Below are 22489 nucleotides of genomic sequence, written 5' to 3'. Positions count from 1 at the left end.
GTATGGTGGTATTCAAAAATGATATATGATACAAATCATGAAAGTTTAAATTTTAAACCTCGCTAGTTTTCTACCTCTTTTAGATCTTTTGCTTTTTGCTTTTCTTGTTTTTTGAAATATCCGCGGGTCAAGAAATTATGTTTAAGAGCTTCCATGTTTTCATTGAATTTTAAGATGCCTTCATCAACATTCTTCATTGAATTTTGAAGCTGGTTAACTAAAGTAGTATCCGTAGATAAATAATTAATTGCGCCATCACCATTATTAATATTGCCGATTACGGTATTAAGATTTTTAGTTGTCTTTTCAATTTCTATAGAAGAGTTTTCAAGATTTATGAGAACGTTTTTTATTTTTCTACCTGAGAGCGAATCGCCAAATAAAGTAGCAGCTACACTTTCTTTATTATCTAAATGTTTTACAAGATCATCTAGTTTTTTCATCGTTTTTTGAGCATTGTAGGTGGTGTTTTTTAGGTTAATTACCGTTTGGTTTAAATTATGCCCTAATAGGGTGTCATTTAATAAACGGCCTATAGTACCTTTTCCTTCATTTATAGAACGTGTAATGTTTATAAGTTGCTCTGTAAATACTGCTGCATTTTCGTTGGTTACGTTCAATGTATTCATCATGTCAGAAGTGGCAACATTACTAAATGACTTAATTTCATCATTAGGTTTTACATATGCAGCTTCGCCAATACCAGGTACAATATTGATGATCATACTGCCAACTAAACCATCTGATCCTATATTTGCGACAGAATTATTTTTAATATGTTTCTGCATTTTATTGTCAATTAACATACCTACTTGTATTGTAGTATCGTTAATCATTTCTATGTCTTTTACCGTACCAATGTTTATGCCTGCATATCGTACATTATTACCGTTTTGCAGTCCGCGTACATTGTTAAATGTAGCATAGAGGGTAAAGGTATTGCCAAACATATTTTGCTTGTTGCCAATTAAATAAATGACAAGTATTGACAAAATTGATCCGATAAGAACAAAAACGCCTAGTTTCAATTTTTCAGATGCTGATTTTTCCATAATTTATTTTTTAAAAAAAGCTTCTACCTTCGGGTCTGTTGATTGTATTAAATCGGTGTATTTGCCTTCAATGTAGTTTATACCGTCTACGAGTAAAATCATTCGGTCAGATATTACTCGTGCACAATCAACATCGTGAGTGATAATTAATGAAGATGTGCCATATTTTACCTGTATATTTCGCATTAATTCAATAATTTCCTTTGATGTGATAGGGTCTAAGCCTGTGGTAGGTTCATCATAAAGAATAATTTTTGGTTTCAGAATTAATGTACGCGCCAAAGCAATTCTTCGTTGCATGCCGCCAGATAATTCTTGAGGCATAAGATCCATAGTATGTACTAGACCAACACTTTCAAGGGCATCGGTTACCAATGGGGTAGTATCTTTTATTTTACCGAATTTTTCTCTGTGACGTCGCATGGGAAATTCTAAATTTTCTCGTACGGTCATAGAATCATAAAGTGCACTCCCTTGAAATAAAAAACCGATATCAGACCGAAGTTTATCTAAATCTTCTCGATCTAATTTGTCTATTTCTTTTCCTAAAACAGAAATATACCCACTGTCTGGCTGCATTAAACCGACTAAACATTTTATCATTACCGATTTTCCAGAACCAGATTTACCCATAACTACAAGATTCTCACCTTTATATAGTTCCATATGAAATCCGTTCAGCACAGTATTGTCACCAAAAGTTTTATATAGATCTTTAATCTCTATAATAATTTCTTTATGGTCATTAGATTTTTCTTCTGCGTGTATGTTATTTTCAACTTTCATTATGCATCAAAAAATATGTTAGATATAAATACCGCCACAAAATCTATTAAGAATAAAAGTAGCGAGGTCATTACAACTGCCGTATTTGCAGCTACGCCTACACCTGCCGTTCCTTTTTTACTGTAATATCCTTTAAAGCAACCTACTATACCGATTGCAAAACCAAAGAAGAAGGTTTTTACTAGTGCCGGTATAATATCTGAATAAGACAAAACATCGAATACGGTATTAAAATAAAGTTGAAAAGAAACATTACCCTTTATGTTTTCAATTAATGCAGAGCCAAAAAGAGCAACGGCATCACTTAATATTACTAATAACGGAATCATTAATATTGAAGCCATAACCCTTGTGACTACTAAATATTTAAAGGGATTGGTGCCAGAAACTTCCATGGCATCAATCTGTTCGGTTACTCGCATAGAACCTAATTCTGCTCCAATACCAGAAGAAATACGCCCTGCGCAAACCAGAGCTGTTATCACAGGTCCTAATTCCCGTACTATTGAAATACCGACCATATTAGGCATCCAAGAAACAGCACCAAATTGAAGCATTGTTGGTCGTGATTGTAAATCTAGAACCAACCCAATTATAAAGCCTGTAACCAAAACTAAGGTTAAGGATCGATACCCAATTTGATAACACTGCCTAACAAATTCATTAAATTCAAAAGGAGGCCGAAACGCTTCTTTGAAGAAACGACCAGAGAAATAAGAGAGATCTCCTAATTCGATAAGTGATTGCTTTATATTTTTTGGAATCTTGAGTTTCACTCTTTTTTGAATTTGTAACTATATACAAGTTCAAAAGTATGCGCTCTACCGCACACTAAGAATGACTTGCGTCATCTGTACTTCAACTGAATATTATTTGCCTTTGCTGATTTGGGTCATGCAAAAGGCTGTGCGAGCTGATTAATATTGTAATGACATATTTAATAGTATGCACTTTAGGTATAGCAAAATGAAAAGTAAGAGAGAAATTAGTTTTATTAAAAGGTTAGTGCCAGCAGACACAAGTCGAAACAAAGTTCTATTGTATGCCCTTTTAGTAGGTTTGGTTACAGGTTTGTTAAGTTCACTATTTAGGCTCTTACTTATTCGTTTAACTACACTACGAACAATTTCGAAAATGGTGGGTATAGATCAGTATGGGCTTGACTGGATTTTTCCAATAATCTTCACTTTTATAGGTGTATGGTTTTCCGTTTTTTTGGTGAAAAAATATGCGCCTGAGACTGCGGGTAGTGGAATTCAAGAAATAGAAGGTGCTTTAGATGGTTTTAGACCAATACGATGGCGTAAGGTTTTACCTGTTAAGTTTATAGCATCATTATTTTCTTTAAGTAGTGGTTTGTTGCTCGGTAGAGAAGGCCCAACCGTGCAAATTGGTGCCAATGTGGGTAAGATGACCGAAGATATTTTTAAGCAGCCGGCAGAAGAAGATAACCCTTTAATTAGTACAGGTGCCGCAGCAGGGCTGGCAAGTGCTTTCAATGCCCCTTTTGCCGGTATTATTTTTGTTATTGAAGAGATGAATGGGCATTTTAAATTCAATTTTTATTCTTTAGCAGCGCTCATGATCGGGGCAGGTTCTGCAGATTTGGTTGTTAGGTTACTAGTAGGTAGTGGTCCAGTTCTTAAAACGACCATTTTTACTTTTAATGAATTATCGGGTATTTGGTTGTTTGTTCTCTTCGGACTTATACTTAGTGTTGTAGGGCTCGCTTTTAATAAGCTTTTGATTATATCGCTAGATTTTTTTAAAAAATTAAAAGTGAATTTTGTTATCATAGCTTTGGTCATAGCATTGGTTATAACTGGGGTAGGCTTATTTTCTGAAGATATGATTGGATCAGGGTACAGTACCATTACCAATGTGTATAGAAATTCATTTACGCTAAAATTTCTCTTAGTATTATTTGTGGTTCGTTTTGCCCTTTCTATTGTTAGTTATGGCTCTGGTGTACCTGGTGGTATTTTTACGCCTTTGATTACATTAGGGGTTATTTCAGGGATGCTTTTTGGAGGTCTGGCACAGTATTTTTTCCCTGACCTGGTTACTGATCCGGCTATTTTCGGTGTTGCAGGTATGGCAGGTATTTTTGCCTCTACTATTCGAGCTCCATTAACGGGGTTGGCACTTTCTGTAGAGATGACCGCGAATTATGAATTAATACTACCCTTAATTTTTACTGCAGTAACAGCTTCTGTCTGTACAACTATTTTAGGTAATGGCCCTATCTATTCAATTTTGCTAAAACGGGTTTTGAATAAACAATGATTATTGTTTTTTTTCATCAGCTAAGATTTATATCACCAATTCGTTAAAATAATATTAAAATTCATAGAACTGATGTAGGTCAGTGTTGTCACTTTTAGAACTGTATACTTTTAACCTATCATAGTATGAATTATAAGTTTAACTATTAAATAGAATAGTATGAAAAAAGAAGTAACTGTTGCAATATGCGACTCGCATGAGAAAGCTGAGAAGGTGGTTAAAGAACTACAAGAATCTGGCTTTGATATGAAAAAACTTTCTATAGTTGGTAAAGATTATCATGAGGAAGATAAGGTCATTGGTTTTTATAATACCGGTGATAGAATGAAAAATTGGGGATCTGCAGGTGCTTTTTGGGGAGGTATTTGGGGATTTGTTTTCGGAGCAGGTTTTTTCTTGATACCTGGTTTAGGACCGGTAATGTTAGCAGGACCTATAGTTTCATCATTAGTTGGCGGTCTTGAAGGAGCTGTAGTAGTTGGTGGATTATCTGCCCTTGGTGGTGCCCTTTTTGGTATTGGAATACCAAAAGATAGCGTACTACAATATGAGACGGCTTTAAAAGCTGATAAGTTTTTAGTTATAGCTCATGGTACTACTGAAGAATTAGAAAAAGCAAAAAAAATAATGTCTGGTACGTCGGGTACTAAAGTTGAAATGGAGTCGAAAGAATCTGTGGAAGCTTAAAGATTAATAGTAGATAACGAGAACTGAAGTTTATTTTAAATTTTAAAAACATGAAAACAATAGTTTTAAGTGCAGTATTAATGGGGTTGGCTTTACAATCTAATGCACAAGACATGCTCTTTAGAGCAAAATTAGAAATAGAAGATGTACCAGAATTAGTGGTAACTGCTTTAGAAGAAGATTTTCCTGATTATACCATTGTGGAGTATAGTGCGATACCAGTAGAGTATGTAGAGGGTGATGTATATATAAACCCGAATATAGATACTAATGCTGATTATGACACCTTTGAAATAGATATGCATACGGCAAGTAAAGAAGTTACTGCAACTTATGATAGGGAAGGTGAACTTATTAAAATAACAGAACATTTTAAAAATGTAGCGCTACCATATAGCGTAAGTAAATCTCTTGCAAAAGAATACCCGAATTGGAAATTAGTAAAAGATTCTTACGAGATGGTACAAGTGGGTAATGATAAAGCAAAAAAGAGATTTAGAGTAGTTTTAGAGAATCATGGTAAAAAAATTCATGTGCACACCAATGAAAAAGGTAAAATCTTAAATCATCATAAACGAGTATAAAGTTGAAAAAATACCATTTATTTTTAATCAATGGTATTTTTTTAATTGGTTGGTTTTTGATAGAACAGGCAGTAATAGGGTTGGGGAACATCTATTACTGTCTGTTTTTTTATTCTTCTTAACTTTGACTATGTCCAATAGTCTTTATGTTTTTTTCCCTTTGTTGCTTTTTGTTATCCTTATAGTATGGAGGGTTTGGTTCTACGAGAAAACCATTAACCTGAATAACTTTAATCCTTCTTGGCGAAATATTCTTAATAAAGAAGTTTCGTTTTATGCAGATTTGTCTGAAGCCGATAAGCTGCGTTTTGAACAAGAACTATTATATTTCTTTGATGATGTAACGATAACAGGGGTAAAGATTGAAATTAATGATACGGATCGCTTGTTAGTAGGTGCAAGTGCAGTGATACCCTTATTCGGATTTCCTGAATTACGGTACCGTAATATAAATGAGGTTTTATTATATGAGGGTAGTTTTAATGATGAAAACCAAACTGAAGGTGATGGACGTAATATTTTAGGAAAAGTAGGTAAAGGCAATATGAATCGTTTAATGATTTTGTCATTGCCCGCCTTACGTGCAGGATTCAAGAATGAGAATTCATCTAGTAATGTTGGTATTCATGAATTTGTTCATTTAATAGATATGGCAGATGGTGCCGTTGATGGTATTCCTGAAAGTCTTATGCAAAAACAATATGTAGCCCCTTGGTTAAAATTGATGCACAAAGAAATAGAAAGTATCAAAGAAAATGAATCTGATATCAATCCATATGGTGCAACCAGTGAAGTAGAATTTCTGAGTGTCGCAAGCGAATACTTCTTTAATAACCCAGAGGAATTTCAAGAAAAGCACCCAGAGCTTTATAGTTTAATGAAGAAAATGTATCGATATTCTTCTTAATTATAAATTGATTATTAATCATTAGTTACTGTAACTGAATAATTTTCTCCTTCCCATTTGTTAGCTTGATTCCAGTAAAATGTGAATTGTATTGTTGTCGCTTCTTCATTTTTAAGCTTTATATCGGTCACAAATAATCCGAAGGTTAAATCATTAGATACAACTTTATAGGTTGTTTCCCAATTGTCATCCGTCCAAAGAACATTACATTGTGCTAAGGTTTCAATTCGTAAAATTTTTGCTTTTGATAGTGTTTTTGCACCATTATCAAAACGCCAGATAACAATGTTAGAACTATTCTTATTCTTGAGATATCGTTCGCAGGTATTAACTGGCATATCAAAAACTTTCTTATATTCTATGGATATACATAGCTTTATATATTCTGCATGAGCCCATGTTAAAGGCATCGCAGATCCTGTATGTTCACCACGGTATAATCCTTTTTCTGGTATATTATCTTCATCCCAAACCTGTTCAGGTATTAAACCTTTGTTCGCGAATGCCTCCATTGCTATTAAACAATTATTGGCTTTTTCAATATTACCAGCGGCTATTTCATAATGACCTCTTTCTCCGGTTAATAGAGGCCAAGCTCTGCCTTTTCCAGTGCCATTATAAGGTTCTCCGTTATCATGCTCTCCATATCCATCATTGTTATAGCGATACCAACAATCTCCATTGGGCGTGCTTACCTTTAATTCTTCATCTATAATCTTTAAAGTGTTTATTATTTTAGGGTCTTTAGCATCACGAAGTCCAAACCTTACCAATGCCAAAGCATCTACACTTATTAATTCGTTTATTTTGGTTTTGCCATGGTCTGCATGATGATTTTTTAAATTGATGGTTCTATCGCCTAATTCTGATGCAGCAATATCTGAAAACGGATTTATGCGTATATAATACCCGTCAACTCCGTGTTTTTTTGCTAGGGGAGTGCCAGTGACATAGGTGCGGTGATCTAGAGTATCGTTCCAGCAATCTGCAGTCTCGCGGCAATAGTTAGCAAAATCTTTTTCATCATTTAAGTCTGCCAGTTCGGCGCCTGCCAATAATGCTGCAATTTCGGTAGCCATTGTAAAAGGCGAAAATCCGCTTTCTTCTTCCCAGCGATCTTGATCGGTATAAGGGCCGTTGACCAGAAGAAATACAATAGCTTTTTTTGCCAATGGCCAATACCTTTTTTGTCGGCTTTTACTCATGGTATTACGTAAGTAGCCTTTTAAAATCTCTAATATTGGTAGTGCAATTTGATCCATTTGTAGCCCCGTCCAATTTGGCTCTCCTTGAAGCCACATGTTCTGAGGCCAACTACCGTCTGCATTTTGTGTTGACATTAAATAATTTACAATTCGAGATACATCTGCTTTTGTTTCTAAAGCATTGAACCCCCCTGCTGTCTCTACTAAATCTCTAGGCCAAACAACATGATATCCACTTTTGTCAGCATCACCTTTTGTACCACCCCATGGTATAGATAAGCTGGCTATTATACCACCCGGAAAATTTTTAGCCTCGTGCATGCGTAGTATTGCAGCACTCATTTTAAAATTTTTAGCAGATATTTTGGGTAATGTATTCTGCCAAATTTGCCATTCTTGTATATATCTTTTTTTAGCGGTATCAAAACCATTTAGAATACTTGCTCTAGCATGGTTAGCAGCTTCGATGTGTGTTCTGCCAAAGCTTATCGCCAATACAAATTCTTTTTCTGTTACCTCAATCTCTCCGGTACACGCTACATTTCCCTTTGTAGCTGTGTCATATTGGTACTTTAATTCTCCGTGTTGCCTTATATCGCGCCAACCGTCTGAAGTACCTACAAACCCCACAGAACGTTTTACCCATTTAGAAGAGCATGCCATGGCTAATGCGATATCTCCGTTCTCGGCAAAAAACATATCTACTCCTTTATAATTTCCTAACCACGCTGTATTATTGCCACCTTCATTATTTAAGTGAGGGGCAAGCAAAGCAAATAGTCGTAATGGAAGATCTGGGTCTTTTTGTTCAAAAATAATATGTTGTAGAATAGTATTTCTAAAAGGGTCAACAATAACTTCTTTAGTAATTTGATATTTCTGAAACCTATCTGTATTTACAATTCGGTAGGCTGGTATACCATCTTTAAGTGTTTCTATAAAGTGTTGTGTATCTCGTTTCTCTTCTGAGAAGAACTCGTGCCCGTCTGTAACTACAAAACCCATATCGCGTAGACAAGCAATATCTTCACGAGGATAATAGGCTTCGTTAAGAATACCGTGACTAAGGGTGAAAGTAACATCTGATGCGGGGTTAAGCGCCTTTCCAATACCTGACTTGGTACTAGATGTCCATCTGGCATCTATACCTGGTTTGCCTGGTGCTTCTAAGTTTTGAGACATATTTTGAATTGAAATTACCTATTTCAGTTATTTAAGGATAGTATTAATATTATCCTCAATTAATTAAAAGGGTAAAGTTATCTCATGTACTAGGTTTAGTATATGACTTGTGTCAGTCGAAGAGTATGTAAAAGATGTCTTGAATTTAGATAAGTAGTATTGAAGAAATTTGAAATAAAATTTCTGAAGAGATGAGTAGAAACAAAAAAACCTCCAAATAATAAATATTTGAAGGTTTAAAAGTGACCGGGCTGGGGCTCGAACCCAGGACCCTCTCCTTAAAAGGGAGATGCTCTACCAACTGAGCTACCAGGTCAAAAAATCTTAAGAACGTTAGCGCTAATTACTTATAAAATAAGTTTGAACGCTTAAATAAAAAAGCCTCTTTTTGGTGAAGAGGCTACTATTTATTGGTGACCGGGCTGGGGCTCGAACCCAGGACCCTCTCCTTAAAAGGGAGATGCTCTACCAACTGAGCTACCAGGTCAAAAGCAAATTTGGAAAATAATTCCCTCAATGCGGGTGCAAATATAAGTCGATTACTTTATTTTACAAACCCTTTTCAAGATAAATTTATTTTTTTTTGAAAACCGTATTAATTAGTCCAATTTTGTACCAATGAAAAATCTGAAAATAGTATTGTTAGGGTATATGGGTAGTGGCAAATCTACCGTTGGTAGAATTGTAGCTAACCATTTGAATATTAAATTTTTAGATTTAGATGACTATATTGAAGAAGGTGAGTCGATGTCTATTGCTTCCATTTTTGAGACCAAAGGTGAAATCTATTTTAGAAAAAAAGAAATAGAATATTTAAATGAAATTTTTTCAAGTGAAGACAATTTTGTCCTTTCTTTAGGTGGTGGTACTCCTTGTTTTGGTAATAATATGGCCTTTATAAATGAAAAAACTGCTAATTCTTTCTATTTGAATGTGGGTATAAATGAACTTTTTGATCGCCTGGTAAAAGAAAAAAGTCATCGCCCTATGATTTCTCATTTACAAGATGAAGAGCTGACAGAATTTATTGGTAAGCATTTATTCGAGCGAAGCTACTTTTACAATCAAGCGCATCAAAAGGTGAAAAGTAATAATAACACTCCGACTGAGATTGCTGAAATGATTGTAAACAAACTAGTCTAAATAGACTCTATCGTTTTTAGTTTCAAAATGAACGTTTACATGCTCTTGTAGCGAGGTAGATAATGAAATGCCTTTATAATCTGCCTTTACCGGATACTTCTTATGATTTCTATTCACCAAAACAGCAGTTTTAAGTTGCTTTAATGGAGTTTTTAGAAAATGGTGCACACCATATATTAAGGTGGTGCCAGAATTTAAAACATCATCAACGATAACTACCGATTTATTGACGAAGTCAGCATCGGGTAATGATGTGGTTACACCGCTAGATAACGGGTCTGTTTTATCCATAGACAATTTGCACAGTACAATTTTCGCCTCGGTAATCTTTTTAAGCTTAGCGACAATTTTCTTAGCAAATGCTAGTCCGCCGCCTTCTATACCTGCAATAATAATTTCTTCTTCAGAAACATTTGCCTCATAGATTTGGTATGCGATACGTTCTATTTTATGTTGAATCTGTAGATGTGAAAGTATGGTCTGTTGCATGTGTTGTTCTTAAAGCAATAAAGATAGGTATGTTTTTAAAAGTTTTGGTTAATCTTCAACTTCTTTACTTTTACTATCTGGCTCTATTGTGCTAGTTTCATCATTTTTGGTATCGCCATCTAAATACTCATCAATATCTCTTCTGTCTTTTTTGGTAGGTCGACCAATACCTTTTTTACGATAATAATCTTTAGAGTATTGTAAGAGCTCGTTATGTTCAAAGGCTTCTTTCGGCGTAGTATCTTTTCTATAAATGTCTACTAGTTTAGCACCAACACGACTTGGTGGTATGTCAAGAACCGTAAATTTATAATCTATCTGATTTTTGCGAACCACAACTTCATCCATCGGAAAAACTTCTTTACCTGGTTTTGCAGTAATACCATTAATTTTTGCATGCCCTTTTTTACATGCTGTTGATGCTATGTTACGGGTTTTAAAATATCGTGTGCTCCACAAGAATTTATCTATGCGCATTACGGGTTGTATTTCTTTGTTAACTTCCAAACAAAAATAAGGGAAAATTGTATCTTGCGCGTTCAAAATAAATTATTGATGAAATTGAGAAATGCCTATTTGCTAATAGCAGGTTTACTAATAATAAGTTCTTGTAAGAATGATGATGATGCTATCGGTGAAGTTGTGCCGCCAAGGTTATTAAGTGAAGTATCCGTTGAGGATGATGCTGAAATTGTAGAATTTTTAAAGACACACTTCTATAATAAAGAAGAGTTTGATACCCCACCAGAAGGATTCGATTTTAAAATAAAATTTGGTGTTATTGCTGGTGATAACAGTACGAAACAATCTCTTTTTGATAGTCCGAATTTAATTACCCAAACTATTTCTGTTGATTCTGAATCATTAGGACGAGCAGATGATGATGAGACAATTGATCAAAAGCTATATACTTTAGTTGTAAGACAGGGTGTGGTAGCAGGCAAACCAACTATTGGTGATAATGTTATTTTGAGATATGAAGGTTCATTTTTAGACGGTAGTTTGTTCGATGCTTCTTCAAATCAACCAATACCTCTTAATTTATCTGGTGTTGTACGAGGATTTGGTAATGGTATGAAAAACTTTCAAACTGGTAACGGTCCAATTGAAAACGGAGATGGTACTATTAGTTATGAAGGATATGGAATAGGAGCTATTTTTATACCATCAGGTCTTGGTTATTTTGATTCTAGTACAGCGAGTGGCAATATACCTACATATTCACCATTGATTTTTAAAATTGATGCATTCGAATTTGAAGCTAATACAGATTTTGATGGCGATGGTATTCCTTCTATTTTAGAAGACTTAAATAATGATGGAAATTTAAATAATGATAATACTAATGAAGAAGCAGAAGCCTCTGCTAGAGTATATATTGCAAATTATACTGATCCAGATGATGACGGTGATGGTATATTAACGATTGATGAAATTGAACTAGATGCAGATGGTAATTTTGTTGGTTTCTTAGATACGGATGGTGACGGTACACCTGATCATCTTGATAATGACTTATAGTATTTCACTTTAAAGCATAAAAAACCTCTTAAGAATTCTTAAGAGGTTTTTTGTTTCTTGTTGTTTCGTTTATAGTGCTAAAGACAGACTCAATATTAACTGGTCTGGTCTTGTGTCGATTCTACTCGGACCTAAATTTGTAATATTAGTATTAATAAAAGAAGCTTCATTATCGCTAAATCCTCTTTCGTAGCGTAAATCTATCCCTAGTTTACCAAGGTTAACTCCGGCACCAATATTCATCCCTACTGAAAAATCATTTTCTACGTCATCAATAGTAACACCATCAAACTCGGTATCTAAAATATATTGAAAACTAGGACCGGCAAAAACGTGTAGTGGACCAATTAGGTTAATACCTAATAGTACAGGTACATCTAATTTGCTCATGTCAAAATCGGCTCCGTCATAGTCAGACTTTGTTTTGGTATACACCAACTCTGGTCGAACATATACTTTAGAAGCTCCGAATTTTCCGAAGACACCTACATGATATCCTACGTTTCTATCCGGATTTTTTGCTACATCACCGGCAGATTCAAAATAATCTCCGTTAGCATTGTAGTTTAATCCCCCTTTAACTCCAAATCCCGAATCACTCTGTGCTATTCCATAAAACCCAGAGAGCGCCATAATGGCAACTAAAATTGTTTTTTTCATAATCATTGTTGTTTTGAGTGAAATTGGTATCAAATACAATACCAATTGTTCCCTTTCTCGTTATACCATCAGAACGGAGGTAAAATATCTTTATTGTTTACAGGTGTTTTTGGGTCAATTTCCATTTTATGAAGTTACAATTACCAATGTCTAAGTTTATTACTTTCAGTAATATCTTTGCTTTTTATTAAGTTTTTCCCCCACACAGTTCATTATATTTGCAGCTAGAATTAGAAAATTTGAAGTTTACACTACATAATACCGATTTACAATCAAAGGCTAGGGCAGGTACTATTGTTACTGACCATGGTACCATTGAAACCCCAATTTTTATGCCGGTGGGTACGGTAGCATCTGTAAAAGGAGTGCATCAAAAAGAATTAAGAGAAGAGGTCAACCCAGATATTATTCTTGGTAATACCTATCATTTATTTCTTCGACCGAAAACAGAGATTTTAAAGAAAGCAGGCGGACTCCATAAATTTATGGGTTGGGATAGAAATATTCTTACCGATAGTGGTGGGTACCAAGTATACTCTTTATCAGCGAATAGAAAGATTAAAGAAGAAGGGGTGAAATTTAAATCGCATATAGATGGATCTATGCATTTGTTTACACCAGAGAATGTTATGGAAATTCAGCGTGTAATTGGCGCAGATATTATCATGGCATTTGACGAATGTACACCTTACCCTTGCGATTATAATTATGCTAAGCGTTCAATGCATATGACGCATAGGTGGTTAGATAGATGTATTAATCATCTTGAAAAAACACCTTTTGAATACGATTATGAACAAACGTTTTTCCCTATAGTACAAGGGTCTACCTATAAAGATTTAAGAAGGCAATCTGCTGAGTATATTGCTAATGCTGGCGCAGAGGGTAATGCCATTGGCGGATTATCTGTTGGTGAACCTGCAGAAGAAATGTATGGCATGACCGAGGTCGTTTGCGAAATTTTGCCAGAAGATAAACCACGATATTTAATGGGTGTTGGTACACCTATTAATATTCTTGAAAATATTGCCTTAGGTATAGATATGTTCGATTGTGTGATGCCTACAAGAAATGCAAGAAACGGAATGTTGTTTACTGCACATGGTACCATAAATATTAAGAACAAGAAGTGGGAAGATGATTTTTCACCTATAGATGAAATGGGTACTACCTTTGTAGACAGAGAGTATTCTAAAGCATATTTAAGACATTTATTTGCCGCCAATGAATATTTAGGCAAACAAATAGCAACAATTCATAACTTAGGCTTTTATATGTGGTTGGTGCGAGAAGCTCGTAAGCATATTATTGCAGGCGATTTTAGAGCTTGGAAAGATATTATGGTAAAACAAATGGATAAAAGGCTATAATGCTATCAATAATAGATAAGTACATTCTAAAACGGTATCTAGCGACATTTTCGTTGATGCTTTTGTTGTTTATTCCCATTGGTATAATGGTGAATTTAGCAGAGCAGATCGGTAAAATGATCGATAACGAAGCACCGTTGAATGAAATAGTAATGTATTATGTGAATTTTACGATTTACATTGGTAATCTATTATTTCCTATTTTTCTATTCCTCTCCGTAATATTCTTTACTTCTAAGTTGGCGAACAATACCGAAATTGTGGCCATTTTAAGTTCTGGAGTATCTTATGGGCGTTTTTTAAGACCTTATATAATAGGGGCTTCAATGGTTGCTGTTTTAATGTTCTTCATGACCATGTTTATTGTGCCTAACGCGAGTGTGGGCTTCAATGAATTTAAATACAAATACCTGAAAAAAGGTAAACAGGATCGGGTTACGAATAACATTTTTAATCAGTTAAATGAGTCCGATTTTATATACGTTAGCAGCTTTGACCCTGCAAGACAGTTAGGGCATAACTTTACGTTTGAACGTTTTGACGAGAATAATGAGCTTGATTTTAAAATATCTGCAGCTAATATTCGATGGGTCGAAAAAGACTCTAACTACCGCTTAACATCGTACAAAAAGCGAACGGTTTTAGGTGATACGGCGATTATTGAAAGCAAACGCCGACTAGATACTATTTTTGCTTTTGATATTGGTGATTTAACGCCAGTATCATATGTAGCGGAAACAAAGAACCTTTTTGAATTAGATACTTTTATTAAAGATCAAAGAAGAAAGGGTGCGTCAAATATTAATACCTATGTTTTGGTGAAGTACAAGCGTTGGGCATTGCCATTAACAGCCTTTATCTTGACTATTATAGCCGTTTCGGTTTCTTCTGTTAAAAGACGTGGCGGTATGGGAGCCAATTTGGCATTCGGTATTTTGATTGCGTTTATATTTATATTTTTTGATAAGGTATTCGGCGTACTCGCCGAGCAATCTGGCTTTTCGCCTTTGCTTGCTGTTATTATACCTAATGTAGTTTTTGGATGTCTGGCATTTTATCTACTTCAAAATGCAAAAAGATAGAGTACTTAATTTACTGCACTTACATTTCATTGTCTTTATTTGGGGCTTTACAGCAATTTTAGGAAAGTTAATTACCATAGATTCGCTGCCGTTGGTTTGGATTAGAATGGGGATGGCGACGTTATTTATAGCGATATATATACTTTTTGCAAAATTCAGTTTAAAGGTTTCAAGAAAAACATTCTGGTGGTTGGTCGGTGGTGGTATAGTAGTAGCATTACACTGGGTCACCTTCTTTTTGGCAATAAAAGTATCTACCGTATCTGTGGCATTGGCAATGATGTCTACAGGAGCTTTTTTTACAGCCTTAATGGAGCCCTTTTGGTACAAGCGAAAGATAATCGGTTATGAGATTTTCTTCGGATTAATGGTCGTAGCAGGGCTCTATCTGATATTTAAGGTAGAGACGGAGTATGTATACGGTATGATAATCGCATTGATATCGGCATTTTTAGCAGCTGTTTTTTCCTTAATAAACGGTAAATTGGTGCAAAACCATAAACCATCGGTTATCTCTTTTTATGAATTGGGTGTGGGTATGGTTTTCTTATCTGTAGTCTTATTATTTAAAGGCGATTTTAATATGTCATTGGTAACGCTGCCTCAAATGGATTGGGCTTACCTAATAGTCTTAGCTCTTATTTGTACAGCATATGCGTTTATTGCATCGGTGAAAATTATGCGGGTTTTAACTCCATATACCGTAATGCTTACAACAAATTTAGAGCCGGTATATGGTATTTTGCTTGCTTGGTTCATATTTGGATCAGAAGAAAAAATGAAACCAATGTTTTATGTGGGAGCCTTAATCATACTCAGTACGGTTATCGCAAACGGTATTTTAAAGCAAAGAGCGAATATTAAAAAAAGGGTACCCAAGATTTAGGTATTAAAGTTTTATCTTTGAGCCGCAACTAAAGAAACTTTATAGAAATATGGAATATTTGGATTTTGAACTTCCAATTAAAGAATTGGAAGAGCAATTGGACAAGTGCATGGTAATCGGGGAGGAAAGCGATGTTGATGTTACCGAGACTTGTAAACAAATTGAAAAGAAACTTACCGAAACCAGAAAAGATATATATAAGAATTTAACTGCTTGGCAACGAGTACAGTTATCTAGACATCCAAATAGACCTTATACATTAGATTATATCAAAGCTATTTGTGGTGAAACCTTTTTGGAGCTACACGGTGATCGTACTGTAAAAGATGACAAGGCCATGATCGGTGGTTTAGGTAAAATTGGTGATCAGAGCTATATGTTCATAGGTCAGCAAAAAGGATACAATACTAAAACTCGTCAGTATAGAAATTTTGGTATGGCCAACCCAGAAGGGTATAGAAAGGCTTTACGTTTAATGAAATCTGCCGAAAAATTTCAAGTACCTGTAGTTTGCTTAATTGATACACCGGGTGCTTACCCAGGTATTGAAGCAGAAGAAAGAGGACAAGGAGAGGCAATTGCAAGAAATATTCTTGAAATGACTCGCCTTAAAGTGCCTATAATTGTTGTAATTATTGGTGAAGGTGCTTCTGGTGGTGCATTAGGTATAGGTGTAGGTGATAAGGTATTAATGCTAGAGAATACATGGTATTCGGTTATTTCGCCAGAATCTTGTTCTTCAATTTTATGGAGAAGCTGGGAGTATAAGGAAAGAGCTGCCGAAGCTTTGAAATTGACAGCTACCGATATGAAAAAGTTAAAACTTATAGATGAAATCATTCGCGAACCTGCAGGTGGTGCTCATGCTAATAGACCGAAAACTTTTGAAACCGTAAAAAATAAAATTTCTTCTCATTTTGAGGATTTACAAAAGTTATCACCAAAAGAATTGGTAAATCAGCGTATGGATAAATACGCACAGATGGGCGTTTTTAACGGCTAATCTACGTTTTAGGCTTCTTAAAAATATACCGAGGATTTTATTCCTCGGTTTTTTTATGTTATCAACAGAAAATCGTAACTTATTAACAATCAATTGTTAGTCAACTGTGAACATCGTAAGTGATGTTTTTCACGTTAACTAAAGGTTAATTGTATACTTTCGCACTATGGAGAACACAAAACCTTTTGTCGCTCGCAAGATTGACAAATCTAATATTATAAGCCTTCAAAAAGGTAAAATTCCACCACAAGCTATTGATTTAGAAGAGGTTGTGTTGGGTGCTATGATGATAGATAAAAAAGGTGTTGATGAAGTTATCGATATTTTACACCCCGATGTTTTCTATAAAGATGCTCATAGATTTATTTACGAGGCTATTTTCATTCTCTTTGAAGAGTCGCAACCAATCGATTTATTAACCGTTTCTTCACAACTTAAGAAATCAGGTAAATTAGAGATTTGTGGAGGCGATTTTTACTTGATAAAATTGACTCAAAAAGTAGCATCATCTGCTCATATTGAGTTTCATGCACGTATTATTCTGCAGAAGTTTATTCAGCGTAGTCTGATTAAAATTTCTGGTGAAATTATCGAGGAGGCATATGATGAGGCTATCGATGTATTTGACTTGTTAGATACTGCCGAAGCAAAATTATATGATGTTACCCAAGGTAACTTAAAGCGTTCTGCAGAGACGGCGCAAGATTTGGTAATACAAGCTAAAAAACGAATTGAAGAGATTGCCGGTAAAGAGGGGATGAGTGGTGTCGCCTCTGGGTTTGATAAGCTAGATAAGCTTACTTCGGGTTGGCAGCCGAGTGATTTAATTATTGTTGCAGCACGTCCTGGTATGGGTAAAACGGCATTTACCTTATCTATGGCGAGAAACATGGCTGTAAATACAAATACACCTGTAGCTTTCTTCTCTTTAGAGATGTCCTCGGTACAGCTAATTACAAGACTAATTTCTTCTGAAACTGGTTTGTCTTCTGAAAAATTAAGAACTGGTAAGCTTGAAAAACACGAGTGGGAACAATTGAATGTTAAAGTGAAAACTTTAGAAAAGGCACCTTTGTTTATTGATGATACTCCGTCATTATCCATTTTTGATTTACGTGCAAAGGCAAGACGTTTGGCCTCTCAGCATGGTATAAAAATGATCATGATCGATTATTTGCAGTTAATGACAGCAGGTGGTAGCCAAAAAGGAGGAAACAGGGAACAAGAGATTTCTACTATTTCTCGAAACTTAAAAGCGCTTGCAAAAGAATTGAACATTCCTGTAATTGCATTATCTCAGCTATCGCGTGCTGTTGAAACACGTGGTGGTAGTAAAAGACCTATTCTTTCGGATTTGAGGGAATCTGGAGCGATCGAGCAAGATGCCGATATTGTATCGTTCATCTATAGACCTGAGTATTATAAGATAGAAGAGTGGGATGATGAAGAACGTTCGCCAACTCAAGGTCAAGGAGAATTTATTGTAGCAAAACACCGTAATGGTGGTTTAGAAAATATTAGATTGAAGTTTATCGGTAATCAAGGTAAGTTCGATAACCTCGATGATTTTGACTCCCCTTTCGAATTCCAATCGAAAATGAATGCAAATGAAGAGAATCCGTTTGCGACGAAAAACTTACCAAGTGCAGATGATGCCTTTGGTAGTAGTATGAATAGTAGTCCTGATTTAGATGAGGATAACGATGTTCCTTTCTAAATTTTGATTTGTGGTTATACTAGACTTAATATTAAGAGCAAAAAAGAGAATTGAAGAAATATCTCAAACGGAGAATATTAGTGGTATTCCTTCAGGATTTTTAGATTTAGATAAATTAACTTCTGGTTGGCAAAGTGGTGATTTAATTTCAATTGGAGGTAGGTCTGGAATGGGAAAGACTTCTTTTGCTTTATCTATGTCAAAAAATATAGCCGTAGATCACAATATTCCTTTGGCATATTTTTCAATTGAATCTAGTTCAAAAGTAACAGTAAATAAACTTATCTCAGCGGAAACAGGTCTATCAATTAAAAAATTACGAACTGGAAATCTTGAAACGCATGAGTGGGAACAACTGAGTGTAAAAGTAGAATCATTGGAGAATGCTCCTTTTTTTATTTATGATACACCAGCCTTATCAATAGAGTCGCTAGAAATTAAAGTAGCTGAATTAGTAGAAGAACATAACATAAAAATTATTATTATTGATTATCTCCAATTAATGACAATCAGTAATAAAAATTCAATAGCTGCGAACAGGGAACAACATATTTCAATTATTGTTAAGCGGCTCAAGTATATTGCCAGAACAAATGGCATTGTAGTGTTAGTTTTATCCCAGTTATCACGAGCAATTGAGACAAGAGGTGGAAGTAAAAGGCCAATATTAATTGACTTTAGGGAATCAGGTGCTATTGAGGATGACTCTGATATTGTTGGTTTTCTTTATCGTCCTGAGTATTATAGAATTGAGGAATGGGATGATGAAGAAAGAACTTCAACTCACAATCAAGGTGAATTGATAATTGCTAAAAATAGAAATGGAAGTTTACAGAATATCAGATTAAAATTTATAAGTTCTATAGGTAAATTTGATAATTTAGATAAGTCTGATTTTTTTACAGATTATCAGGCGGATGGAAATAGTTTTAAGAAGAATCCGTTTGCAAAGGAAAATTTGCCAAGTGCGGATGATGCCTTTGGTAGTAGTATGAGTAGTAGTCCTGATTTAGATGAGGATAACGATGTGCCTTTCTAAAATAGAATATAATTATAAGTTTAAAAAGTCTCCTGTTCTGGGAGACTTTTTTGTTATAAATCAATTTATTTTCAACTAATCACGTTATCTTAATTTCAATAGCTTTAACTGTACCTTAAATAGTGCTCCAAAGATTTTACTATATCTTTGAGTGAATACTTTTATTATACTTTATGTCCAAATTAATAACAACAGTCTTCTTCCTTTTACTTTCTGTACAACTATTCGCATCATCGATTTTGATTCCGATGGATTCTGATACACAAAAAAATCATTTAAAAGCATACGGAATTACATATTGGGTTTTGGCAAAACAACAAAAAGTACAATGGTTATTGAACTATCGTGGTGGTTCTTTTTTATTACCAGATGGGGAAAGTATTAGAAAGGAATGTCAAATAAGGGGAGTCAGTTTTGAAATTTTGTCTGATGCGCAGGCAAACGGAATACTAGACGAAATCAGTAGTCCGTCTGTTAATCAAGATGCCGTTATACTAGAAAAAGCTCCGCGAATAGCAGTCTATTCCCCAAAAGATAAGCAACCTTGGGATGATGCGGTAACGATGGCTTTGACCTATGCTGAAATTCCGTATACCACTATTTATGATGAAGAAGTATTGGGTGATAAGTTGGCGTTGTACGATTGGCTTCACTTACATCATGAGGACTTTACAGGTCAATATGGTAAATTTTATGGAGCATATAGAGCGACACCTTGGTATATTGAAGGGAAAAAGAATTCTGAAAAGTTAGCTAATAAATTAGGTTTCGATAAGGTCTCTGAGGAAAAGGGAGCCGTAGCTTTAAAAATAAGAAACTATGTTATTGGTGGCGGATTCATGTTTGCCATGTGTTCTGCAACAGATAGTTTTGATATTGCCTTAGCTGCTGATGGTATTGATATAGTAGAACCTATGTTCGATGGTGATGCTTCTGATCCTAATTATCAAGCAGGTTTAGATTACGGAAAAACGTTTGCCTTTACCGATTTTATTTTGGAACGTAGTCCGCTGAAATATGAATTTTCTTCAATTGATATGACGAATAAAAGGGGTAATGTACCAAAGGAATCTGATTATTTTTCTTTGATGGATTTCTCGGCAAAATGGGATCCGGTGCCTACGATGCTTTGCCAGAACCACACCTCTTTGGTGAAAGGATTCATGGGGCAGACAACTGCTTTTACACGTTCTGAAATTAAACCGACAGTTTTAGTACTAGGGGAAAATAAGTTGAACGAAGAAGCAAGATATATTCACGGAATTAAGGGGAAGGGATTCTTTACTTTCTACGGTGGTCATGATCCTGAAGATTATCAACATAGAGTAGGGGACCCAAAAACAGAGTTAGAATTGCATCCGACTTCACCAGGGTATCGTTTAATATTGAATAATGTATTATTTCCGGCAGCCAGAAAGAAGAAGCAAAAGACCTGATTTTAATTCTTGTTTTAATTGAAATAAAAAACCGTGATCAATACTTTCGTATTGATCACGGTTTTTTTATAAAGTCTCTTTTATGGGTCTAGAATACTCCAATAAAGTGACTACCTGCAACATTCACTAATTCAGCACCTTTAGTTACTGCACCAGTTTCTGTTTCTACAACATAGATGTTTCCATTTTGACCAACAGCACCTTGAGTAAGGTAAATTTCTGTTCCTTCAACAACAAAGCCTTGGTATTGAAATAGGTAGAAATCTGGATCGTAAGGAATGTCATTAATTTTAACAGCAGTCTTAGCATTTAAATCTACTAAAGCGAAAAATCCTTGTAAGCCAGCAACACCGTCAGCAGAACCGTCATGACGATAAGCTAATACTGCTTTACCATTTGCAGCTGGTCTCCATGCTAAAATATATGCACCTTCAATACCTAAAGCATCATCTAAATTAAAATCATAAGTATCATCATATTCATTATCTGCATCAATTTTTAAAATATGAGAACCTTCAGGATCGCTTTGGTTTGCTTGATAAACACTACCGTTGTATTCGAAAGAATTGATACTACGGTATCCATTCGTATTTCCGTGACCAACAGTAGATGTAATAACTGACGGATTTAATAATGAAGGGTAGTCTAATATAATGGTTTTAGAACCTAAAATCTCAAAATCGCTATCACTTTCGGCGGTAGCAGGATCAACTTTGCTTAAACGAGCGCCAATGTATAATTTGTCTCCTGCGGCATTTAAAGTAGGCATGTCAATTCTAGAAATATAGTAACCTTGAGCTTCTTCTTCAGCACTTAAAGCTACACTATGCTCTTGAAATTCTTTAATAGAAGAATTAACCAAATCTAAAGTTACTACACCAATTGTAGCTTCAGTACGAGTGTAGACATCATTCTCATCAAATTCATTTTCATTGTTCACATACACTGCAGCACCAGTTTGATCTCCGTCAAATAATTTTATCCATCTTGGGGCGGTACCTACGTAAGGTGCTATACTAACCTCTGAACCTGCAGGGGTAAAAGTTTGTCCACCTTCAACAGTGTATTTGGTATAATTACCACCAGTATCACCTGCGTAGCTAATATTAAAAATAGTATTACCATCTTCAGAAGATTGCAATCTAGCCGTTCTGTTAGAAGGTGCTATAAATCCGTTTTCAAAAGGCTCAATAGAAACAGTAGGGTCTTTAGCATCTTCACTTGTAACAGAATAGATTAAAGTTCCGCCATTGCCATCTCCTGGATCTTCTCCCATTTTAGCTCCTGCAACGGTAATCCATCTTGGGTCTTCTACAGCATCTGGTTCTTCTGTATCCGGTTCTGGTGCTACTACAGTATCGTCTTCATTACTGCAAGCGGTCATAAGACCAGCGGTGAATATAATTGCAGCAAAGGTTTTTAGATTTAGAAACGTTCTTTTCATTTTTAGTATT

The 22489-nt window shown here is 35.1% G+C and carries 21 protein-coding genes and 2 tRNA genes; 13 read left to right on the top strand and 10 right to left on the bottom strand.

Annotated elements, in window-relative coordinates; all coding sequences use genetic code 11:
- Window positions 1–62: 62 nt before the first annotated feature.
- Genes QSV08_RS09365 through QSV08_RS09355 form a run of 3 tightly spaced genes read right to left on the bottom strand, consistent with a single transcriptional unit; the run spans window position 63 to window position 2614 of the window.
- Window positions 63–1052 carry an MlaD family protein gene (locus QSV08_RS09365; RefSeq protein WP_324028115.1) on the bottom strand — a complete coding sequence of 330 codons (990 nt, stop codon included), beginning with the start codon at window positions 1050–1052 and terminating at the stop codon, window positions 63–65.
- 3 nt (window positions 1053–1055) lie between these two features.
- Window positions 1056–1838 carry an ABC transporter ATP-binding protein gene (locus QSV08_RS09360; protein ID WP_324028114.1) on the bottom strand — a complete coding sequence of 261 codons (783 nt, stop codon included), beginning with the start codon at window positions 1836–1838 and terminating at the stop codon, window positions 1056–1058.
- On the bottom strand, window positions 1838–2614 hold the full coding sequence (locus QSV08_RS09355; protein WP_324028113.1) for an MlaE family ABC transporter permease: 777 nt from the start codon (window positions 2612–2614) through the stop codon (window positions 1838–1840). Before QSV08_RS09355 ends, QSV08_RS09360 begins: the two co-directional genes overlap by 1 nt.
- Window positions 2615–2804: 190 nt before the next feature.
- Here QSV08_RS09355 and clcA point away from each other — a divergent pair, with 190 nt between their 5' ends.
- From clcA to QSV08_RS09335, 4 genes are all read left to right on the top strand, one after another.
- Entirely contained in the window at window positions 2805–4124 is a 1320-nt protein-coding gene (clcA, locus tag QSV08_RS09350) for a H(+)/Cl(-) exchange transporter ClcA (protein WP_324028112.1), read from the top strand.
- Window positions 4125–4283: 159 nt separating this feature from the next.
- Entirely contained in the window at window positions 4284–4811 is a 528-nt protein-coding gene (locus QSV08_RS09345) for a general stress protein (protein WP_324028111.1), read from the top strand.
- Between the two features lie 50 nt (window positions 4812–4861).
- Entirely contained in the window at window positions 4862–5395 is a 534-nt protein-coding gene (locus QSV08_RS09340) for a hypothetical protein (protein ID WP_324028110.1), read from the top strand.
- A gap of 130 nt (window positions 5396–5525) precedes the next feature.
- Window positions 5526–6302 carry a zinc-dependent peptidase gene (locus QSV08_RS09335; RefSeq protein ID WP_324028109.1) on the top strand — a complete coding sequence of 259 codons (777 nt, stop codon included), beginning with the start codon at window positions 5526–5528 and terminating at the stop codon, window positions 6300–6302.
- A 14-nt stretch (window positions 6303–6316) separates the two neighbouring features.
- On the opposite strand, the gene QSV08_RS09330 is transcribed toward QSV08_RS09335, so the two are convergent.
- From QSV08_RS09330 to QSV08_RS09320, 3 genes are all read right to left on the bottom strand, one after another.
- Window positions 6317–8689, bottom strand: coding sequence for a glycoside hydrolase family 15 protein (locus QSV08_RS09330; RefSeq protein WP_324028108.1), 2373 nt, complete (start codon window positions 8687–8689; stop codon window positions 6317–6319).
- A 243-nt stretch (window positions 8690–8932) separates the two neighbouring features.
- Window positions 8933–9005: transfer RNA gene (locus tag QSV08_RS09325), tRNA-Lys, on the bottom strand.
- Between the two features lie 95 nt (window positions 9006–9100).
- Window positions 9101–9176: transfer RNA gene (locus QSV08_RS09320), tRNA-Lys, on the bottom strand.
- A 140-nt stretch (window positions 9177–9316) separates the two neighbouring features.
- On the opposite strand from QSV08_RS09320, the gene QSV08_RS09315 reads away from it, so the two are divergent.
- Window positions 9317–9832, top strand: a complete 516-nt coding sequence (locus QSV08_RS09315; protein ID WP_416382057.1) for a shikimate kinase — start codon at window positions 9317–9319, stop codon at window positions 9830–9832.
- On the opposite strand, the gene QSV08_RS09310 is transcribed toward QSV08_RS09315, so the two are convergent.
- Both QSV08_RS09310 and QSV08_RS09305 read right to left on the bottom strand, forming a co-directional pair.
- The gene (locus tag QSV08_RS09310) at window positions 9824–10321 is read right to left on the bottom strand and encodes a phosphoribosyltransferase family protein (protein WP_324028106.1); all 498 of its coding nucleotides are present in this window, start codon (window positions 10319–10321) and stop codon (window positions 9824–9826) included. The two genes, QSV08_RS09315 and QSV08_RS09310, sit on opposite strands and share 9 nt — an antisense overlap.
- A 48-nt stretch (window positions 10322–10369) precedes the next feature.
- Window positions 10370–10798: an RNA-binding S4 domain-containing protein gene (locus QSV08_RS09305; RefSeq protein WP_324028105.1), complete on the bottom strand. Its 429-nt coding sequence runs from the start codon at window positions 10796–10798 to the stop codon at window positions 10370–10372.
- A 78-nt stretch (window positions 10799–10876) separates the two neighbouring features.
- Between QSV08_RS09305 and QSV08_RS09300 the strand changes: the two genes are divergently transcribed.
- Complete coding sequence (locus QSV08_RS09300; protein ID WP_324028104.1) at window positions 10877–11842, top strand: FKBP-type peptidyl-prolyl cis-trans isomerase; 966 nt, start codon at window positions 10877–10879, stop codon at window positions 11840–11842.
- A 69-nt stretch (window positions 11843–11911) separates the two neighbouring features.
- Here the strand turns inward: QSV08_RS09300 and QSV08_RS09295 are convergent, their stop codons facing one another.
- The gene (locus tag QSV08_RS09295; RefSeq protein WP_324028103.1) at window positions 11912–12502 is read right to left on the bottom strand and encodes a porin family protein; all 591 of its coding nucleotides are present in this window, start codon (window positions 12500–12502) and stop codon (window positions 11912–11914) included.
- A gap of 239 nt (window positions 12503–12741) precedes the next feature.
- Between QSV08_RS09295 and tgt the strand changes: the two genes are divergently transcribed.
- The 7 genes from tgt to QSV08_RS09260 all read left to right on the top strand — a co-directional run bounded on the left by tgt (window position 12742) and on the right by QSV08_RS09260 (window position 21035).
- Window positions 12742–13872: a tRNA guanosine(34) transglycosylase Tgt gene (tgt, locus tag QSV08_RS09290; RefSeq protein WP_299801285.1), complete on the top strand. Its 1131-nt coding sequence runs from the start codon at window positions 12742–12744 to the stop codon at window positions 13870–13872.
- Window positions 13872–14954: an LptF/LptG family permease gene (locus tag QSV08_RS09285; RefSeq protein ID WP_324028102.1), complete on the top strand. Its 1083-nt coding sequence runs from the start codon at window positions 13872–13874 to the stop codon at window positions 14952–14954. The genes tgt and QSV08_RS09285 overlap by 1 nt, the downstream gene beginning before the upstream one ends.
- Entirely contained in the window at window positions 14941–15840 is a 900-nt protein-coding gene (locus QSV08_RS09280) for a DMT family transporter (RefSeq protein WP_324028101.1), read from the top strand. The genes QSV08_RS09285 and QSV08_RS09280 overlap by 14 nt, the downstream gene beginning before the upstream one ends.
- Window positions 15841–15889: 49 nt before the next feature.
- Window positions 15890–16843, top strand: coding sequence for an acetyl-CoA carboxylase carboxyltransferase subunit alpha (locus tag QSV08_RS09275; protein WP_324028100.1), 954 nt, complete (start codon window positions 15890–15892; stop codon window positions 16841–16843).
- Window positions 16844–17009: 166 nt separating this feature from the next.
- Window positions 17010–18560: a replicative DNA helicase gene (gene dnaB / locus QSV08_RS09270; protein WP_073247471.1), complete on the top strand. Its 1551-nt coding sequence runs from the start codon at window positions 17010–17012 to the stop codon at window positions 18558–18560.
- A 10-nt stretch (window positions 18561–18570) separates the two neighbouring features.
- Window positions 18571–19599 (top strand): replicative DNA helicase, encoded by a 1029-nt coding sequence (locus QSV08_RS09265; protein ID WP_324028099.1) that lies wholly within the window; start codon window positions 18571–18573, stop codon window positions 19597–19599.
- Window positions 19600–19772: 173 nt separating this feature from the next.
- Window positions 19773–21035, top strand: a complete 1263-nt coding sequence (locus tag QSV08_RS09260) for an asparagine synthetase B (protein WP_324028098.1) — start codon at window positions 19773–19775, stop codon at window positions 21033–21035.
- An 88-nt stretch (window positions 21036–21123) separates the two neighbouring features.
- On the opposite strand, the gene QSV08_RS09255 is transcribed toward QSV08_RS09260, so the two are convergent.
- Window positions 21124–22479 carry a hypothetical protein gene (locus tag QSV08_RS09255; protein ID WP_324028097.1) on the bottom strand — a complete coding sequence of 452 codons (1356 nt, stop codon included), beginning with the start codon at window positions 22477–22479 and terminating at the stop codon, window positions 21124–21126.
- Window positions 22480–22489 lie beyond the last annotated feature (10 nt).

The organism is Maribacter sp. BPC-D8, assembly GCF_035207705.1.
Lineage (GTDB): Bacteria > Bacteroidota > Bacteroidia > Flavobacteriales > Flavobacteriaceae > Maribacter.
Note: the sequence above shows the minus strand (reverse complement) of the source record. Positions and strands in the feature narration are given on the sequence as shown.

What these genes read in the sequence shown, in the direction of transcription:
- QSV08_RS09295 (WP_324028103.1), bottom strand. Translation starts at nt 12,502, where the DNA reads ATGAAAAAAACAATTTTAGTTGCCATTATGGCGCTCTCTGGGTTTTAT.
- QSV08_RS09275 (WP_324028100.1), top strand. Translation starts at nt 15,890, where the DNA reads ATGGAATATTTGGATTTTGAACTTCCAATTAAAGAATTGGAAGAGCAA.
- QSV08_RS09360 (WP_324028114.1), bottom strand. Translation starts at nt 1,838, where the DNA reads ATGAAAGTTGAAAATAACATACACGCAGAAGAAAAATCTAATGACCAT.
- QSV08_RS09345 (WP_324028111.1), top strand. Translation starts at nt 4,284, where the DNA reads ATGAAAAAAGAAGTAACTGTTGCAATATGCGACTCGCATGAGAAAGCT.
- dnaB (WP_073247471.1), top strand. Translation starts at nt 17,010, where the DNA reads ATGGAGAACACAAAACCTTTTGTCGCTCGCAAGATTGACAAATCTAAT.
- QSV08_RS09305 (WP_324028105.1), bottom strand. Translation starts at nt 10,798, where the DNA reads ATGCGCATAGATAAATTCTTGTGGAGCACACGATATTTTAAAACCCGT.
- QSV08_RS09255 (WP_324028097.1), bottom strand. Translation starts at nt 22,479, where the DNA reads ATGAAAAGAACGTTTCTAAATCTAAAAACCTTTGCTGCAATTATATTC.
- QSV08_RS09285 (WP_324028102.1), top strand. Translation starts at nt 13,872, where the DNA reads ATGCTATCAATAATAGATAAGTACATTCTAAAACGGTATCTAGCGACA.
- QSV08_RS09340 (WP_324028110.1), top strand. Translation starts at nt 4,862, where the DNA reads ATGAAAACAATAGTTTTAAGTGCAGTATTAATGGGGTTGGCTTTACAA.
- clcA (WP_324028112.1), top strand. Translation starts at nt 2,805, where the DNA reads ATGAAAAGTAAGAGAGAAATTAGTTTTATTAAAAGGTTAGTGCCAGCA.
- QSV08_RS09260 (WP_324028098.1), top strand. Translation starts at nt 19,773, where the DNA reads ATGTCCAAATTAATAACAACAGTCTTCTTCCTTTTACTTTCTGTACAA.
- QSV08_RS09310 (WP_324028106.1), bottom strand. Translation starts at nt 10,321, where the DNA reads ATGCAACAGACCATACTTTCACATCTACAGATTCAACATAAAATAGAA.
- QSV08_RS09330 (WP_324028108.1), bottom strand. Translation starts at nt 8,689, where the DNA reads ATGTCTCAAAACTTAGAAGCACCAGGCAAACCAGGTATAGATGCCAGA.
- QSV08_RS09280 (WP_324028101.1), top strand. Translation starts at nt 14,941, where the DNA reads ATGCAAAAAGATAGAGTACTTAATTTACTGCACTTACATTTCATTGTC.
- QSV08_RS09335 (WP_324028109.1), top strand. Translation starts at nt 5,526, where the DNA reads ATGTCCAATAGTCTTTATGTTTTTTTCCCTTTGTTGCTTTTTGTTATC.
- QSV08_RS09300 (WP_324028104.1), top strand. Translation starts at nt 10,877, where the DNA reads ATGAAATTGAGAAATGCCTATTTGCTAATAGCAGGTTTACTAATAATA.
- QSV08_RS09365 (WP_324028115.1), bottom strand. Translation starts at nt 1,052, where the DNA reads ATGGAAAAATCAGCATCTGAAAAATTGAAACTAGGCGTTTTTGTTCTT.